Source organism: Mesorhizobium sp. L-2-11 (assembly GCF_016756595.1).
Lineage (GTDB): Bacteria > Pseudomonadota > Alphaproteobacteria > Rhizobiales > Rhizobiaceae > Mesorhizobium.
This window is the reverse complement of record NZ_AP023257.1, coordinates 1,282,283-1,298,217: the sequence shown is the minus strand read 5'-3', so window position 1 is coordinate 1,298,217 and position 15,935 is coordinate 1,282,283. Positions and strand designations below refer to the sequence as shown.

General features: G+C 63.7%; 13 protein-coding genes. 9 read left to right on the top strand and 4 right to left on the bottom strand.

Annotation, left to right across the window (positions count from 1 at the left end):
• Positions 1-19 precede the first annotated feature (19 nt).
• Both JG739_RS06245 and JG739_RS06240 read right to left on the bottom strand, forming a co-directional pair.
• Positions 20-1,306 carry a D-tagatose-bisphosphate aldolase, class II, non-catalytic subunit gene (locus JG739_RS06245; protein WP_202365712.1) on the bottom strand — a complete coding sequence of 429 codons (1,287 nt, stop codon included), beginning with the start codon at positions 1,304-1,306 and terminating at the stop codon, positions 20-22.
• Positions 1,303-2,247 (bottom strand): sugar kinase, encoded by a 945-nt coding sequence (locus tag JG739_RS06240; protein ID WP_202365711.1) that lies wholly within the window; start codon positions 2,245-2,247, stop codon positions 1,303-1,305. Before JG739_RS06240 ends, JG739_RS06245 begins: the two co-directional genes overlap by 4 nt.
• A 186-nt stretch (positions 2,248-2,433) precedes the next feature.
• On the opposite strand from JG739_RS06240, the gene JG739_RS06235 reads away from it, so the two are divergent.
• The 7 genes from JG739_RS06235 to JG739_RS06205 all read left to right on the top strand — a co-directional run bounded on the left by JG739_RS06235 (position 2,434) and on the right by JG739_RS06205 (position 9,021).
• Positions 2,434-3,456 (top strand): LacI family DNA-binding transcriptional regulator, encoded by a 1,023-nt coding sequence (locus JG739_RS06235; protein ID WP_446720538.1) that lies wholly within the window; start codon positions 2,434-2,436, stop codon positions 3,454-3,456.
• Positions 3,457-3,825: 369 nt separating this feature from the next.
• Positions 3,826-4,599 carry a sugar phosphate isomerase/epimerase family protein gene (locus JG739_RS06230; protein ID WP_244749927.1) on the top strand — a complete coding sequence of 258 codons (774 nt, stop codon included), beginning with the start codon at positions 3,826-3,828 and terminating at the stop codon, positions 4,597-4,599.
• A 10-nt stretch (positions 4,600-4,609) separates the two neighbouring features.
• Positions 4,610-5,686 (top strand): Gfo/Idh/MocA family protein, encoded by a 1,077-nt coding sequence (locus tag JG739_RS06225; protein WP_202365708.1) that lies wholly within the window; start codon positions 4,610-4,612, stop codon positions 5,684-5,686.
• Positions 5,686-6,504: a sugar phosphate isomerase/epimerase family protein gene (locus JG739_RS06220; RefSeq protein WP_202365707.1), complete on the top strand. Its 819-nt coding sequence runs from the start codon at positions 5,686-5,688 to the stop codon at positions 6,502-6,504. Before JG739_RS06225 ends, JG739_RS06220 begins: the two co-directional genes overlap by 1 nt.
• Entirely contained in the window at positions 6,504-7,337 is an 834-nt protein-coding gene (locus JG739_RS06215) for an alpha/beta fold hydrolase (protein ID WP_077373152.1), read from the top strand. The genes JG739_RS06220 and JG739_RS06215 overlap by 1 nt, the downstream gene beginning before the upstream one ends.
• Positions 7,334-8,056 carry a ribulose-phosphate 3-epimerase gene (locus JG739_RS06210; RefSeq protein WP_202365706.1) on the top strand — a complete coding sequence of 241 codons (723 nt, stop codon included), beginning with the start codon at positions 7,334-7,336 and terminating at the stop codon, positions 8,054-8,056. The genes JG739_RS06215 and JG739_RS06210 overlap by 4 nt, the downstream gene beginning before the upstream one ends.
• Positions 8,056-9,021: an ROK family protein gene (locus JG739_RS06205; protein WP_202365705.1), complete on the top strand. Its 966-nt coding sequence runs from the start codon at positions 8,056-8,058 to the stop codon at positions 9,019-9,021. Before JG739_RS06210 ends, JG739_RS06205 begins: the two co-directional genes overlap by 1 nt.
• Before the next feature lie 200 nt (positions 9,022-9,221).
• On the opposite strand, the gene JG739_RS06200 is transcribed toward JG739_RS06205, so the two are convergent.
• Entirely contained in the window at positions 9,222-10,385 is a 1,164-nt protein-coding gene (locus JG739_RS06200) for an IS4 family transposase (RefSeq protein WP_199202850.1), read from the bottom strand.
• Positions 10,386-10,844: 459 nt separating this feature from the next.
• Entirely contained in the window at positions 10,845-11,381 is a 537-nt protein-coding gene (locus JG739_RS06195; RefSeq protein ID WP_202365704.1) for a TetR/AcrR family transcriptional regulator, read from the bottom strand.
• 152 nt (positions 11,382-11,533) lie between these two features.
• Between JG739_RS06195 and JG739_RS06190 the strand changes: the two genes are divergently transcribed.
• Positions 11,534-12,799, top strand: coding sequence for an efflux RND transporter periplasmic adaptor subunit (locus JG739_RS06190; protein WP_244749722.1), 1,266 nt, complete (start codon positions 11,534-11,536; stop codon positions 12,797-12,799).
• A complete protein-coding gene (locus JG739_RS06185; protein WP_202365702.1) occupies positions 12,796-15,879 on the top strand; it encodes an efflux RND transporter permease subunit in 3,084 nt (1,027 codons plus the stop codon). Before JG739_RS06190 ends, JG739_RS06185 begins: the two co-directional genes overlap by 4 nt.
• Positions 15,880-15,935 lie beyond the last annotated feature (56 nt).

Genomic DNA, 15,935 nt, shown 5'->3' with positions numbered 1-15,935 from the left:
CTTTCCGGCAGCGCAATCCCTACTGTCGTGTCGCGTCCGCGTAGATATCGAGGACACGGTTGATGCTGCCGATCAGAACGTCGTGCGCGAGGGGCTTGATCCGGCCTGCCGCAACCTCGGTGTCGAGCTGCCCCAGATACTGGCTGATCAGCGGCCTGGGGATATCCTTGTCGCTCAGCACGTCCAGCAGCGTCCGTGTTGCGCGCTGCGCCTCCGGCGTCGGCCAATAATAGCGGATGCGGTCGCTGAACGAGAAATGCCGCTGCACGCGCTGCTCGTCCGGCGTGCCCGGATAGTATTTCTGCCAATTTTCCGGAGACGCCAGCATGATGCGTTCCATCGCGGCAGGCAGGCTTTCGCGCGAAAAGTCCGGCGCGAGGATATCGGCGATATGGCTGAGCCCATACAGCGCTTGGCGAAGCGCGAAGGTCAGCCAGGGGCCGACCTTGAGGATGGCAAAGCCGTCGCGAACGAGCGCATTGAGCGCTTCGGCCGGCTGGTAGTCGGTCGAATGCGCTTCAAAAACAAATTGCGGCATGCGGTCGAGCACGGCCACGAGTTCGGTCGTCTTGGCCGGCGCATAAGGCACGATCTCGGTGTTGCCGAACTCGACGCCGGGCTGGACGACGACACCGACCGCACGGCCAAATGCGGCTTCGAGGCCGGCGCGCGAAAACGCTCGCGCGTGGATCTCGACGGTGCGCAAGGCATCCGCGGGCGCCGTCACATGCAGGTGGTCCAGCGCCTCCAGCGCCCCGCCCGGCACCGGCACTTCGGTGCCGATGACGTAGACCGGTTTTTCGCCGCCTGCCCGCTCGACCGCCGCCTCAGCGATTTCAGCAAGTTCGGCCGCGCGCGCGGCGATCGTTTCATCGGCAAGCACGGCTGGATCGTCGGCGCAGGCCATGCTCGTATCCAGATGCATCTTGGTGAAGCCGGCGCTCGCATAGGCATCGATCATCGCCGCAGCCTTCTTCATCGCGGCGGCGGCAGCCATATGCTTCCACGGATTCGGCCCGAGATGATCGCCGCCGAGGATCAGGCGATCAATTGGGAAACCGGCCTTGTGCGCATGCGCCTCGACAAAGCTGCGGAACCCCGCAGGCGTCATCCCGGTGTAGCCGCCGTCGTGGTTGACCTGGTTGCAGGTGGCCTCGATCAGCACATCCGTGCGCCGCGCCGCGCCATGGCGCAGGGCAGCCTCGATGACCAGCGGATGCGCCGAGCAGACCGAGGCGATGCCGCTTTTCTCGCCTGCGGCGCGTCGGGCCGCAATGTTTGCAAACCTGTGCGTCGCAGCCCTCACGGCGTGTTCCCCGTGGCGATGAAGGCCTCGACCGCTTCAAGCGGGAAAATGCCCTCCATCGGCCCCTTGCGGGTGACGGCAAGCGCACCGCAGGCATTGGCGATCCGCAGGGCTTCGGTAGGTGTCGCCCCGCGCAGCCAGAACGAGACGAAAGCAGCACCGAAGCAGTCGCCCGCGCCGGTCGGATCGACCTCGTCGACGGCGAAGCCTGACGAGGCGACCGCACCGTGATGATCATGATAAACGGCGCCGGCGGCGCCTTTCTTCAGGACGATGCAGGACAGGCCACGGGCCAGCAGTTCGTCGACCGCATCCTTCTCGTCCCTGGCTGATGAGAACAGGAAGAGTTCCTCGCCGCTCGGCAGGAAGATGTCGGCTCGCGCCAGCACTTGGTCGAGTGCTTTGCGCATGCCGGATGCCTGCATGATCTCGCGGCGGATGTTCGGGTCGAAAGACACGGTTCCACCTTTGGCCTTGACCGTCTCGATCGTCGATAGCGCCACCGCGATGGCGCGGTCGGAAAACAGCGACGAGCCCATGACATGGACATGATCGGCACCGGCGAGCAGCTTTGTCGCCGCCGCGTTTGTCTCGATCAGGCCGGCGGCGCTGTTGCGGATGTTGAAGACGAAATGCCGGCTGGCGTCGGCCCGGTAGGTGACGAAGGCCGTGCCCGTCGCATGGCCCGTGTGAACTGCGATCGCCGACACGTCGGCGCCAAGTGCCCGCAGCCGATCGATGTTCAGCCTGCCGAAATCGTCGTCGCCGACGGCGCCGATGAGGCCGGCCGGCTGGCCGAGCGCCGCCGCCTGGCCGATGAAGATCGCGGGCGCGCCGGACGGGTAGGGTCCAAGCAGCGGACCAGGCTCGAGAAAGCTCTGGCCGATCCGCTCGGCCATGATCTCGACCAGAATCTCGCCGGCACTGACCAGCTTCTTCATTTCGCAGAGTCCCTCCCGGCGCCTCGCTTCGGATGAACCGCGCGAGCATTTTTCCAGGTGATACGAACTTCGAATTCGCCCACTGCAAGTGAATACGGCTTGTGCTTTTTCGCGTCAATTAATAAATTTACGCATGGAAAATATGCAATTTGCCTGTAAAGTTTCGCCTTGCATTCGAGGGCTTTGATGTCGATGACGCACAAGACGATGGAGGATTTTGCTCGCTCTTGCGGCGTCTCCAGGCCGACTCTGTCGAAATATTTCGACGATCCGACCAGCGTCAAGCCGGCGACACGTCAGCGGATCGAAGTGGCGCTGCGCTCGTCCGACTACCAGCCCAATCTCTTTGCGCGCAACCTCAACCGCAAGCGGACCCGCAGCATCGGCATTGTCGTGCCGACGCTCGCCGATCCCTTCTATTCGGAAATGGTCAGCCGCATCGAGCTCAGGCTGCGCGACGAGGGCTATTGGCCGGTCGTGATCTCCTCCCACGGCTCGCGCGAGCTCGAAGTGGAAGCGACGCGAACCATTCTTTCCCTAAAAGTCTCCGGCGCGCTGATCGCGCCGCTCGGCCTGCGCTCAGACCACCGCACGCTGGAGAAGCTGACACAGACCATACCGATCGTCTATTTCGACACTTATCTTGAGGGCGACACGCCATTCGTCGGCAACAACAACAGCCAGAGCGTCTCGACCATCGTCGATTATCTCTGCCGTTCCGGTGACGCCCCGGTCTATTTCGACATCCCGCACGTCAACCACAATTCGCGCGAACGCCTGAACAGCTATGTCGTCGCCATGCAGCGGCTTGGGCATGAGCCGGTGCTCATCGGCAACACCTATGACTACACCTGGGATTTCGAACGGATCGGCTACCAGCAGATGGAAGCGATGCTCGCCCGTGGCGGTCTGCCGGGCAAGACCATTCTGTGCGCCAATGACCGCCTCGCCTTCGGCGTAATGGCTGCCGCCTACTCGCAAGGCCGCAAGGTCGGCCGCAAGGGCGATTGCGACCTGCGGGTCGCGGCCCATGACGACCATCCGCTGAGCCGCTACACCTGCCCGGCCCTCACCACCATGGCGCAGGACTTCGCTTCGATGGCGGGACGCAGCGTCGAGACGCTGCTGGCCTTGCTGGACGAGGAGGACGCGACGGTTGCCCCCAAAGTCAATCTCGACGCGACGCTGGTCATGCGTCAGTCAGCCTGAGCGTTTCCAACGACAGGATCGAAGCCGCGCCATGCGGCAACCGCCGCGCCGACCGCTTGGCTCCTGATTTTCCTGGCATTTTCTAGTCCACCTCCCGACGCGGCATGCCCTGGCTGAGTTATTGCACCAGCAACGGATCACAGTCGAAACCAGGCTTTACAGCATTTTTAAACGTTGACGCGCGTAAAATTTTTATGGAACATGCGGAAATGCCTCTGGGAGGCAGCCAGTGCAAGCATGACTGACATCAAGAAGCAGCCGGTCTCCTTGAACGTGCTGGTGTTCCAGCGACAGATCGTCGAAGAGCTGACGCATGAAAGGACGATCGTGAAAGACCTGAAAGTCGGCTGCCAGACCTTTACCTGGGAAATGCTTGGAGAGCGTTTTGCCGGCGGTCCCGACGATCTGCTTAAGGCGATCGCCGATGCCGGCTATGCCGGCATCGAGATCACCGACACGATGATCGGCCGCTATGCCGACAGGCCTGCGGAGTTCGCCACGGCGCTGAGATCGGCCGGCCTCACCCTTGTCTCTTTCGCCTTCGGCTCGAAGAGCGGCTTCACGCTGAAGGAGAGCATCGGCGCCGACCTCGAGACCGCGAAACGCTGGATCGATTTTGCCGCTGCCTTTCCAGGCGCGCTGGTTTCGATGGGCTCGGCCACCGTCGTGTCCGACGGCCCGCGCGACGACAGGTTCCCTATTGCCGCGGAGTTCTACAACAAGGCCGGCGAACTCGGGCGCAAGGCCGGCGTCGAAATCGCCGTCCATCCCAGCTCCCACCACAACACGCTGCTCTTCGACCGTGCCGACTACGACCGGATCTTCGCACTGATCGATCCCTCGCTTGTCGGCTGGGTGCCCGACACCGGCCACATATTGCGCGGCCATCAAGACATGATCGACACGCTCACCGCCTACCGCGACCGCATCCGCTACGTGCATCTGAAAGACGTCGACGCCAGCGGCACCTGGGCGATGCTCGGCAAGGGCGTCTGCGACACCCAGGCCGTGATCGATATCGCCAGCGCCGCAGCTCGTTTCAACGGCTGGCTGGTGCTGGAAGAGGAATCCGGGACCGCCGCCGCCGATCCGGCCGCCGCGGTCAAGACCAACCGCCAGACGATGCGCGGCTACGGCGCGTGAGGAAGAGACCATGATCCGGAAGCAAGACCGTCGCCTTCGTGTCGGCGTGCTCGGCTGCGGGCCGATCGCCCAATTCGCTCATCTCGAATCCTGCGTGAAGGCCGGCAACGCCGATCTCTATGCGATCTGCGATGCCGCCCCCGATCTTCTGGCGCGCATGGCCGCGACCTATGAACCCGAAAAAATCTATGGCGATTACGATGAGATGCTGGCCGATCCGCAACTGGAAGCGGTGATCGTCGCGACCTCCGACGCCTATCACGTGCCGATGTCGATCAAGGCGCTCGAGGCCGGCAAGCACGTGCTGTGTGAAAAGCCGATCGGCGTCTCGGTCGAGGAAGGCGAGATGCTCGCCGATGCGGTCCGGCGCTCCGGCAAGGTGCTGCAGGTCGGCCATATGAAGCGCTTCGACCCGGCACTGGAAGCGGCGCGCGATTTCGTCCGCGACGAGATCGGCGAGATCCTGGCGCTAAAAGCCTGGTATTGCGATTCCACTCACCGCTACACCAACACCGACGCGGTCCAGCCGCTGCCGGTCACCAGCAAGCTGGCGCGCAAGCCGGGCGGCAATCCGAAGGCCGATCTCAGGCAGTATTTCATGCTGGCGCACGGCTCGCACCTTGTCGACACCGCGCGCTTCCTGTGCGGCGAGATCGTTGCCGTGCGTGCCCGCCTCAACCAACGCTTCGGCGCCTATTGCTGGTTCGTCGAAACCGAATTCACCAATGGCGCGCTCGGCCATCTTGACCTCACCGTGGCTGTCCGCATGGACTGGCACGAGGGTTTTCAGCTCTATGGCGAAAACGGCTCGGTGATCGCGAAGACCTTCAATCCCTGGTATTTCCGGGCGAGTGAGATCGATATCTTTCACGAGAAGGATGCAACGTCGCGAAGGCCGCTTGGCGCCGACGGGCATTTCTTCAGGCGCCAGCTCGAAGGCCTCGCCGAGACAATCCTTGACGGCAAACCGATGCGCGGCGCCAACGTCGAGGACGGCCTTGCCTCGATCCGCGCCATGGTGGCGATCGCCCGTTCGGTCGAAACCGGCGATCGCGTCGAGATCGCTTCCGCAACGGGAGCGGTCTGATGCAGATCGGGGTGTTCGCCAAGACCTTCCCGGGCAGCGAGCCGGCTGGCGTGCTGGCAGCGGTCCGCGACGCGGGATTTGCCGTCACCCAGTTCAACCTTGCCTGCGCCGGGCTGCCGTCGATGCCGGATGCGGTGCAAAAAGACGCCCTTGATGCCATCGCGGCCGCGTCGAAGGCTTGCGGTGTCGCCCTGGCAGCGCTCTCGGGCACCTACAACATGGCCCATCCCGACAGGACTGTGCGCGACGACGGCCTGCGCCGGCTTGGCGTGGTCATCAAGACCGCGGCAGAGCTTTCTGTTCCGCTGGTCACCTTGTGCACGGGAACGCGCAACGCGGACGATCAGTGGGCATATCATCCCGACAATACCGAGCCCTCGGCATGGGACGACATGGCGGGCGAGATGGAAAAGGCGCTTCAACTCGCCGAGCGTCACGGCGTTGATCTCGGCATCGAACCCGAACAGGCCAACATCGTCACCTCGGCGTCGGACGCGATGCGCCTGATCGCCGAGATGGGCTCGACACGGCTGCGTATCGTGCTCGATCCAGCCAACCTGTTCGAGCAGGCGAGCCCGGCCGAAGCACGCGCCATCGTCGCCGCCGCCGTCGAACGCGCAGCGGGCCACGTCGCCATGGCCCACGCCAAGGACCGCTTTGCCGACGGCCGCTTTGCCACCGCCGGTCGGGGTGTCGTCGACTTTGCGGATTTCGTCGCCAGGCTGAAAGCATCGGGCTTTGACGGGCCGCTGGTCACGCATGGCCTCTCGGCCGAAGAGGCACCCAGCGTTGCCCGCTTCCTCAAGGGGCTGGTGTGATGGCGCGCCTGGCCACGCTGCTTCGCGATGACGCCACGCTTCAAGTCTTCGACCATGGCGACGGGCTTGCGGTCGTCTTTCAGCACGGGCTGGGCGGTGGCGAGGCGCAGGTCGCCCAGGCTTTCCCTTCCGGGCCGGGGTTGCGGCGCATCACGCTGGAATGTCGCGGGCACGGCGCCTCCGGACTGGGCAGCCGCCGGCCGTTCTCCCTGAGTATGTTCGCGGACGATGTTGTTGCCGCCGCCGATCAGGCCGGTCTGGATCGTTTCGTCGCCGGCGGCATTTCCATGGGCGCCGCGATCGCCATGCGCTTGGCCTGCCGTCATCCGCACCGCGTCGCGGGTCTTCTCCTGGTGCGGCCGGCCTGGATTTTCGACAGCGCGCCGGTGAACCTGCGGCCGATCGCCGAGGTTGCCAGGCTTATCCAGGACCGCGGCCCCGACAAGGCGAGGGCGATTTTCGCGCAATCGGAAACCGCGGCGCGCCTGCAGCGTGAAGCACCCGACAACCTTGCCTCGCTGTCCGGCTATTTCGACCGGCCGGACGCCGCGCCATTCGCGCAGGTCCTCGCCGACATTGCCGCCGATGGCCCGGGCGTTTCGGCGCGTGACGCCGCGGTGCTTGGCATTCCGACGCTGGTCATCGGCAATGCCATGGATGCGGTGCATCCGCTCTCGACGGCCCATACGCTCGCCGCAGCCATTCCCGGCGCGACCTTTGCCGAAATCCATCCCAAGGCGCTCGACAGCGTCAGGCATTTCGCCGAGCTGCAGGCCGAGATCACGACCTTCCTTCAGACCTACTCGAACTTCCGGAGCCTCGTTCCGTCATGACGACCAAATCCCTGTCCGGCCCCGCTGCCGTCGCCGCCCTGCCGCGCAACCGGCTGCTCGGCGAGTTCTCGCTGTGGTCGGCCGACCTTGCCAACATGGAGCGCGACCTTCAGCGCATAGACCCCTATGTCGACCTGCATCACATCGATGTCGCGGACGCCCGCTTCACTCCCGGCTTCCTGTTCTTCCCGGACCTGGTAGCGCGGATCGCCAGGCTGACGGCAAGGCCTATCCATGTGCACCTGATGGTCGAAGCCGAGATCGTCGAGGAGCAGACGCGTCAGTTCATCGAGGCCGGGGCCGATCTGGTCAGTGTCCACGCCGAAAACGGCGAAGCCGGCCTGCGCGCCGTGCGGCTGGCGCATGCGCTCGGCGCCGAGGCCGGCGTGGTGCTCAGGCTGGAAACGCCGGTGGCCGCGGTCACGCCTTTCCTGTCGCAAGTGGCGTTTGTGACGCTTCTCGGCACATCGATCGGCGTCAAGGGCCAGAGCCTTTCCGAGCAGGCCTGCCCACGTTTGATCGAAGCGCGCGCACTGATGAGAAACGCCGGTCGCGAAACCGACATCATCCTGGCTGCCGACGGCGGCATCCGCCACGAGACGGTGCCCCGCCTGCGCGCCGTTGGCGCCGAGACGGTGGTGCTCGGATCGCTGGCGTTCGGCGACCCCGACCTTGCGCAGCGCATGGCCTGGCTGCATGGGCTGAAGGTCGCCGCCTGATGACAAGACTGGCCCTCGCCTTCGATCTCGGCGGAACGGAGCTGCGCGGTGCGCTGGTCGAGAGCGGCGGCCGCGTCGTCACGCAGGTTTCGGCGCCGACGATGGCGATCGCGGGATCGGATGCGGTGATCGGCCAGATCATCGCACTGGCCGGGGATCTTCTGGCACAGCGCCCACAAGCGGATGTCGTCGGCATCGGCATCGGCGCGCCGGGACCGCTCGATCCCAAAGCCGGGATCGTGATCGCCCCGCCGACGCTGGCCGGCTGGCACGACGTGCCGTTGAGCGACATTCTCGGCAAGCATTTCGGCCTGCCGGTGCGTCTGGAAAACGACGCCAATGCGGCAGCGCTGGGCGAATGGCGCTTCGGCGCCGGCCAAGGTACCGCATCCCTGGTTTTCGTCACCGTATCGACCGGCATCGGTGGCGGCGTCGTTGCCGACGGCAACATCTATCACGGCCGGCGCGGGCTAGCCGCCGAGATCGGCCACATGACCATCACCGGCGAGGGCAACCGCTGTTTCTGCGGTGCCGTCGGCTGTTTCGAGGCGGTCGCCTCCGGAACCGCGCTCGGGCGGCGTGCCACGGCGCTGACAGCGCCGGGCGACGGCTCCCTGCTCAGGCGGCTTTCGGCCAACGGCGACGTTTCGGCCAGGCACGTCGTCGAGGCCGCACGGGCCGGCGATATCGGCGGGCTCGAGTTGATCGAGGCGGAAGCCAAATGGCTCGGCATCGGCTTCACCAACCTGCTTCATCTCTACTCGCCGGACGTGATCGTCATGGGCGGCGGCATTGCCAACGGTTTCGATCTGTTGGCTCCGACCATCAGGGCAACCGTCGAGCAGCGGGCGATGCCGGCCTACCGGGATGTGCCGATCGTGCCGGCGCAGCTGGGCGACCGCTCAGGACTGATCGGCGCGGCCAGCCTGATCCTGTGGGAAGGCGAACCGGGCGTACCTACTTGACCAGTGGCCGAATGCGCCATTGTACAAAACCCTTGAGATGCCGGCGGGACAGCGCCCCCCTTTGTCCTGCCGGACATCTCCCCCACAAGGGGGGAGATTGGCGGCTTCAGCGGCGGCTCGAATCCGTCCAGCGTCGGCGATTGGCGAAAGCGGCGATGACAGCCAATCTCCCCCCAAGTGGCAGGGCTGTCCGGGGAAAGTTATTCATAAATGAAGGCCATCTGATTGGGAGAGGCTCGGTCCCTTGGTCGGCTTGGATTGACCGGTGGCGGCTTATCGATGGTGTGCAGTTTCCGCCGCCCGAACAAGTATTGAGCGACCAGTTCTGTGAACCTCAAGATAGGAATAGTGACGCGGCGGGTGCGCGCGACAATGCGCAGCAGCGCAAAGGCGATCATTGCGGCAAAGAGTTGCAGGCGGATTGCATTGCCGTTGTTGCCGAGGAACTTGCGGATCTTGAGGTGCTGCTTGATCCATCGGAACAGAAGCTCGATGTGCCAGCGGCCTTTGTAAAGCCGTCCAATCTCGACGGCAGAGCGCTCCAGATCGTTGGTCAAAAGCGTGATGGTGTCGCCCGTTTCGCGCTGAACGCGCAGGCGACGCAGCCGCATCGGCAGCTTGCAAGCAGCCTTGCTGACCAAGCTTACCTCACTGTCTTCCACAACCAGGAAGCCGTCGCCCTGCGGCTCGGCTATAGGGCGATCACGCAGCAGCGCCAGCCTCATGTTGGATTTGGGCCGCGTCACGAAGATCGATCCGGCTTCGGCGATCGCCGTCCACCAGCCATAATGGCAGTAGCCCTTGTCGAACACGTAGGTCGCTCCAGCTTCGATCGTGATCTGGCGACCGACCTGGGCGTCGTTGACGTTGGCGTCGGTGATGTCGAGGACGCGCGGACAGTCGGTCTTCGGGTCATAGACGACATGCACCTTCATGCCGCGAATGCGCCCGTTCGACTTGGCCCAATCGCACAGTTTGCCGAGCGGAATGGGGGTCGAGTCGATCAGCCGCAGCATTGCTTCGCCCTCGCGCCGCATTTGCCTGTCGAGCAGGTTCGCCACCAGACCGAACGCCTCGGCAAAGATGGCGACCGGACGCCGTCTGTTGGCATCCGACAAGGTCGAACGCATCAACGGACCGCTGCCCAGGTGATAATGATGCTGGCTGTTGGCGTTCCAGCCGGCTTCCAGGCCACGCAAGCTGCTGCTGCCGCAGAACTGGGCATAGATCAGCGCCACCAGATGATCCCAGCTTCTGAACGATTTGTCGTACGCATCCCCGTCGTGGCGATCCACAATTGCTTGGAATTGACGCCGATCGATGGGTTCAAGAAGCTGCCCGAAGATGCTAGGTGCAAAGCGCATGCCCCGTTCCTTTTCTGAGTCTCGACAACCAGAGAAAAGACGGACAAACCCCGTTTTACGGGGCATGCACATGTGGCATTTCGATTCACTCAAAACTTTCCCCGGACAGCCCTGCCCAAGTGGGGGAGATGTCCGGCAGGACAGAGGGGGGGCGCGAAGGATCGCTACAGTTTTCATTCTGCGCCGCTGCATCGCCCGACTGAGCTGGCGATTCGCCAAAGCTTGCCACCTACTTGCCGCAATGGTGATCGTTGATCTGGCTTCCGTCATGCACCGATCGCTCGCGCGGCCGTTGCGGCACCCGGCGGCCAATACGTTGGAAATCTGGCCATGACAATGATGCAGCCAGCCTGCGAGATCAGGTTTTCCCGTAACGCAGCGGCGGTGACGGCCAGGCATCCATGTCGAGAGAGATGGGATCTGTCCGCCGCAGGTGCTGCGCCCGGCCTGCGCGGCAATCTATCCCGCAATCTCCAGTAAGGACGATACCAGCAGCCGACGTTCGTCCTGTGAGAGGACGTCCGAATCGAATAGATTCATGCTGCGAAGTCCTTCGATGGCGAGGTAGCAGACCAGCAGCGCCTTGAGGTCCGGCGTCTCTCCCTTGAGTCGCTCGAAAACCTGCCGCCTGAACGCTTTTATCGGGGTCAGGAATTCGGGATCCTCGGCGATCGCCGAAAATATCCAGGAAGCTGACGGTTTCGATTCCGCGGCATGCTCGGCCGAAAGCTTGATGTAGGTCGCAAGCGGGCTTTCACCGCCGACGCCGGCAGTGCGGGCGGCGTCCAGCGCCTGCTCGAAGGCGCGCAGATAATCCTCAACCAGCGCCTGCATCAGTTTCGCCTTGGTCGGGAAATTGTACAGCAAGCCGCCTTTCGACACCCCGGCACGGCTGGCGACGGCGTCCAGCGACAGGCTGCCAGGCCCCGACTCGCGCGCCACATCGGCGGCGGCGGCCAGTATCCTGTCGCGCGAATTCGTTCTGCGGGTTTTCATCAATCCCTCTCCGATACATTAGCTTAGGCGGAATTGACAAGACCGTCCAGACGGTACAGTAAGACGGCCGACATTTGAAATTGGGGCTCGTGATCGATATGAGTCCCGCGACACCCAACCGCTATGCCGGTCGCCGGCCGAGGGGACTGCTCGTGATCAAGCGCTTCATCATCGCCTTCGTTCTGCTCGCGCTGGTGTGCGGCGGCATTGTCGGCTTCAATTTGTTCCGCGACAATGCAATGCAGCAGTTCTTCGCCACGATGAAGCCGCCGGCGGCGACGGTGTCGACGATGATCGTCAAGCCGACAGAGTGGACGCCGGGCGTCGAGGCGATCGGCACTGTCAGTGCGGTCCGCGGCGTCGACCTGACCGTCGAAGCCGCCGGCATCGTCAAGGACATCAAGTTTCAGGCCAATCAGAAGGTTGAAGCCAACGCGCTTCTGCTTCAGCTCGACGATGCCGCCGAGCGCGCCGATCTCGAGGCGACAAAGGCGCAGGCAGCGCTCGACCAGACGGCGTTGACACGCGCGCTTGAACTGCAGAAACGCGGCGTCGGCTCGGAATCGACGCTCGACTCGGCGCGGGCGGCCGCATCGGCTTCCACTTCGCAGGTCAACAGGCTGCAGGCGGTGCTCGAGCAGAAGCTGCTGACCGCGCCCTTCAGCGGCACGGTGGGTATCCCCAGGATTGACCTCGGCCAGTATCTCACGCCCGGCACTTCCGTAGCGACCCTGCAGGATCTGGAGACGATGCGGGCCGATTTCTCGGTTCCCGAACAGCAGCTTCCGCTGCTCAAGATCGGCCAGAAGGTGCGGCTGGGCGTTGGTGACGGCGAGTTGCCGTTCACCGGCACGATTCGCGGTATCGACCCCAAGATCGATCCGGCCAGCCGGCTGGTGACGGTCAGGGCCGAGGTCGCCAACCCAGAAGGCAAGCTGACCCCTGGCCAGTTCGTCCAGGTGCGCGTCGAACTGCCTGAGGAAAACAACGTGCTGACGGTGCCGCAGACCGCGCTGACCTCCAGCCTCTACGGTGACTTCGTCTTCGTGGTGCGTCCGGCAAAGCCAGCTGCCGACAGCGGCGCCGCCCCTGCCGCCGCGGCCAACGCGGAAGAAAAGCCCGCAACGGATAGTGCAAAGCCCGCGGCCGAAGCGCCCGCGGCAAAACCCGAGGAACAATCTGCTGCTGCGCCGGCCGAGCCGGCGGCCGAAGAACAGAAGCCGCAGCTCGTGCTCGCCCAGGTGTTCGTCAAGCCAGGCCGCCGCAACGCCGGCCTGGTTGAGATCCTGGAAGGCCTCGCCCCCGGCGACGAAGTCGTTACTGCCGGCCAGAACCGCCTTTCCAGCGGCATGTCCGTTGCCGTCGACAACACCGTCGACCCGACCAAACCGGCAAACCAGCAGGCAGCCCAGAAATGAGCTTCTCCGACCTCTTCATTCGCCGTCCGGTCCTCTCGACCGTGCTCGCCTTGATGATCCTGCTTCTGGGGTTCCAAGGCATCTTCAACCTCTCGATCCGGCAGTATCCAGAGGTCGAAGAAACGGCCATCACCATCACCACGGCCTATCCCGGCGCCAGCGCCGACCTGATCCAGGGGTTCATTTCCGCGCCGATCGCCCGTGCCGTCGCCTCGACCGAAAACATCGATTACGTCACGTCGGCGAGCCGGCCGTCCTCAAGCACCGTGACCGTGCAGATGAAACTCGGCTCCGACCCCGATGTCGCGCTGAACGAAGTCTTGTCGAAAGTACAAAGCGTGCGCGGCGACCTGCCGGACGAGTCCGAGGACCCGGTGATCGTCAAGGGCACCGGCGAGCAGTTCGCGATGATGTATATCTCGATGCAGAATCCGAACATGACGCCGGAACAGCTCACCGAATATATCGAGCGCGTCGTGCGGCCGCGTATGTCGACGGTCGAGGGTGTTGCCGACGTACAGATTTTCGGGGCCGCCGAATATTCGATGCGCGTCTGGATCGACCCGATCAAACTGGCTGCGCGCGGCGTGACGGCGTCGGACGTGCTGACCGCCATCAACGCATCGAATTTCCTCTCCGCACCCGGCAATACCGAAAACGAGTACGTCGCCACCTCGATCACCGTCCGCTCGACACTGCAGACGCCCGAGGCTTTCGCCGCTCTTCCGCTTCGTTCGACAGACGGCAAGGTGGTGAGGCTGCGCGACGTGGCGCGCGTCGAGCTCGCCGCGGCGAACACCGACACCAGGGTTACTTTCAATGGCAAGCCCGGCATCTTTCTCGCCATCTTCCCGACGCCGGCCGCCAATCCGCTGACGACTGCGGAGGCAATCCACGACATCGTGCCGACGATCCAGGAGACGCTGCCGCAAGGCATGACGATCGAAATCGTCTACGATTCGACCGAGCAGATCAGCGCCTCGATCGAGGAGGTGTTCAAGACCATCGGCGAGGCGGTCGCCATCGTCATCGTCGTCATCCTGCTCTTCCTCGGCTCGTTCCGCTCGGTGCTGATGCCGATCGTGACCATTCCGCTGTCACTGATCGGCGTCTGCTTCCTGCTGTTTACGCTGGGCTATTCGATCAATCTTTTGTCGTTGCTGGCAATGGTGCTGGCGATCGGCCTCGTCGTTGACGATGCCATCGTGGTGGTGGAAAACATTCATCGCCACATGGAGGAAGACGGTTTGTCGCCGATGCAGGCGGCCTTCAACGGCATGCGGGAGATATCGTCCGCCGTCATCGCCATGACGATAACGCTGGCCGCCGTGTTCGCGCCGCTCGCCTTCACCGGCGGCCTAACCGGCGCACTGTTTCGCGAATTCGCGGTGACACTTGCCGGCTCGGTGGTGCTTTCGGGTGTCGTTGCCCTCACCGTCACGCCGATGATGTCAGCACGCATCCTGAGGGCCGGCTCGCACAGCCGCTTCCAGCGCATTGTCGACAACACGTTCAGGCGCGTCGAAAACGTCTATGAGCGGCTGGTCAGCGGCTCGCTAAAATATCGTCCGGTGACGCTGATGATCGTCATCGCACTGGTCGCCACGACCGGCTTCATGTTCACCAAGACCGCCGGCGAACTGGCGCCGGAAGAAGACCAGGGCTTCTTGCTGTCTCTTGTGAACGCGCCGCGCTATGCGACGTCGGACTACACCGAGACCTATGTGAACCAGATTCTCGGGCTGATGAACGATATCCCGGAAACCAGGGCGCGGTTCTCAGCCGTCGCCTTCCAGGGCCCGACGAACAGCGCCTTCGTCGGCTTCGCATTCAAGGACTGGGCCGAGCGCGAGCGCAGCTCGAAGGAGCTTCAGGAAGACATCACCGCCCGCCTTACCAAGGTGGCAGGCGTCGAGGCTTTCGTTTTCGCCCCACCGACGCTGCCCGGCTCCGGCGGCGGCCTGCCGGTCTCGATGGTGGTGCGCTCGACCGGCGATGCCTCCCAGGTGTTCGAGGCGGCCGAGGACATCAAGAACAAGGCGCAGGCCTCCGGTCGCTTCCTCGCAGTGCAGAATTCGATGTCCTTTGACGCACCGCAAGTGACGGTGACGATCGACCGCGACCGCGCCGCGGCGCTCAACCTGCCGATCGCCGACATCGGCCGGACGCTGACCCTCCTTGTCGGTGGCGCCGAAGTGGCGCAATTCGACCGCGAGTCCAACAGCTACGACATCATCCCGCAGGTGCCGCAGAACTTCCGCGACAACCCTGAAAAGCTGGCCGAGTATTTCGTCCGCAGCGCGTCGGGCGAGATGGTGCCGCTCTCGGCAGTGGTGAAGATCTCGACCAACGCCTCGCCGGCCGTGATCGAGCAATTCAACCAGTTAAACTCCGCGACGATTTCCGCTCTGCCATTGCCCACCCTGACCACCGGCGACGGGCTGAGGACCATCGAGGACATCGCCAGAGAAAGCCTGCCCGACTCGTTCTTCATCGACTATACCGGCCAGTCGCGACAGGAGAAGGAACAGGGCTATACGATCATCATCGCCTTCGCGGCAGCCATTCTCGTCATTTATCTGGTGCTGGCGGCGCAGTTCGAAAGCTTCCGCGATCCGTTGATCATCATGATGTCGGTGCCGCTGTCGATCTTCGGCGCAATCGTGCCGCTCAATCTGGGGCTGGGAACGCTCAACATCTACACGCAGGTCGGCCTGATCACGCTGATCGGCCTGATCACCAAGCACGGCATCCTTCTGGTCGAATTCGCCAACCAGCAGCGCGAGATGCACGGGATGCGGCGGCGCGATGCGATCGTCGCCTCGGCCAGGGTGCGGCTAAGACCGATCCTGATGACGACGGCGGCGATGGCGCTCGGCGTGGTGCCGCTGATCATCTCCAGCGGCGCGGGTGCGGCAGCGCGCTATTCGATGGGCCTGGTGATCTTCACCGGCATTCTGGTGGGAACCATGTTTACCCTGTTCGTGGTGCCGATGTTCTACACCTTCATCGCCAGCAAGGACCTGCCGCATCACGCCGAGAAGCCGGACCCGAAGCTGATGCCGGTGCCGGTCGATTGATTGACAAAGAGGCCGGAAAATCTCCGGCCTTTTTCTTGGGCGGTGATGTCCGAATC

Bases quoted from the DNA above. Each gene is read 5' to 3' on its own strand.
- JG739_RS06240 (WP_202365711.1), bottom strand. From the start codon at position 2,247: ATGAAGAAGCTGGTCAGTGCCGGCGAGATTCTGGTCGAGATCATGGCC.
- JG739_RS06235 (WP_446720538.1), top strand. From the start codon at position 2,434: ATGTCGATGACGCACAAGACGATGGAGGATTTTGCTCGCTCTTGCGGC.
- JG739_RS06230 (WP_244749927.1), top strand. From the start codon at position 3,826: ATGCTTGGAGAGCGTTTTGCCGGCGGTCCCGACGATCTGCTTAAGGCG.
- JG739_RS06225 (WP_202365708.1), top strand. From the start codon at position 4,610: ATGATCCGGAAGCAAGACCGTCGCCTTCGTGTCGGCGTGCTCGGCTGC.
- JG739_RS06220 (WP_202365707.1), top strand. From the start codon at position 5,686: ATGCAGATCGGGGTGTTCGCCAAGACCTTCCCGGGCAGCGAGCCGGCT.
- JG739_RS06215 (WP_077373152.1), top strand. From the start codon at position 6,504: ATGGCGCGCCTGGCCACGCTGCTTCGCGATGACGCCACGCTTCAAGTC.
- JG739_RS06210 (WP_202365706.1), top strand. From the start codon at position 7,334: ATGACGACCAAATCCCTGTCCGGCCCCGCTGCCGTCGCCGCCCTGCCG.
- JG739_RS06205 (WP_202365705.1), top strand. From the start codon at position 8,056: ATGACAAGACTGGCCCTCGCCTTCGATCTCGGCGGAACGGAGCTGCGC.
- JG739_RS06200 (WP_199202850.1), bottom strand. From the start codon at position 10,385: ATGCGCTTTGCACCTAGCATCTTCGGGCAGCTTCTTGAACCCATCGAT.
- JG739_RS06195 (WP_202365704.1), bottom strand. From the start codon at position 11,381: ATGAAAACCCGCAGAACGAATTCGCGCGACAGGATACTGGCCGCCGCC.
- JG739_RS06185 (WP_202365702.1), top strand. From the start codon at position 12,796: ATGAGCTTCTCCGACCTCTTCATTCGCCGTCCGGTCCTCTCGACCGTG.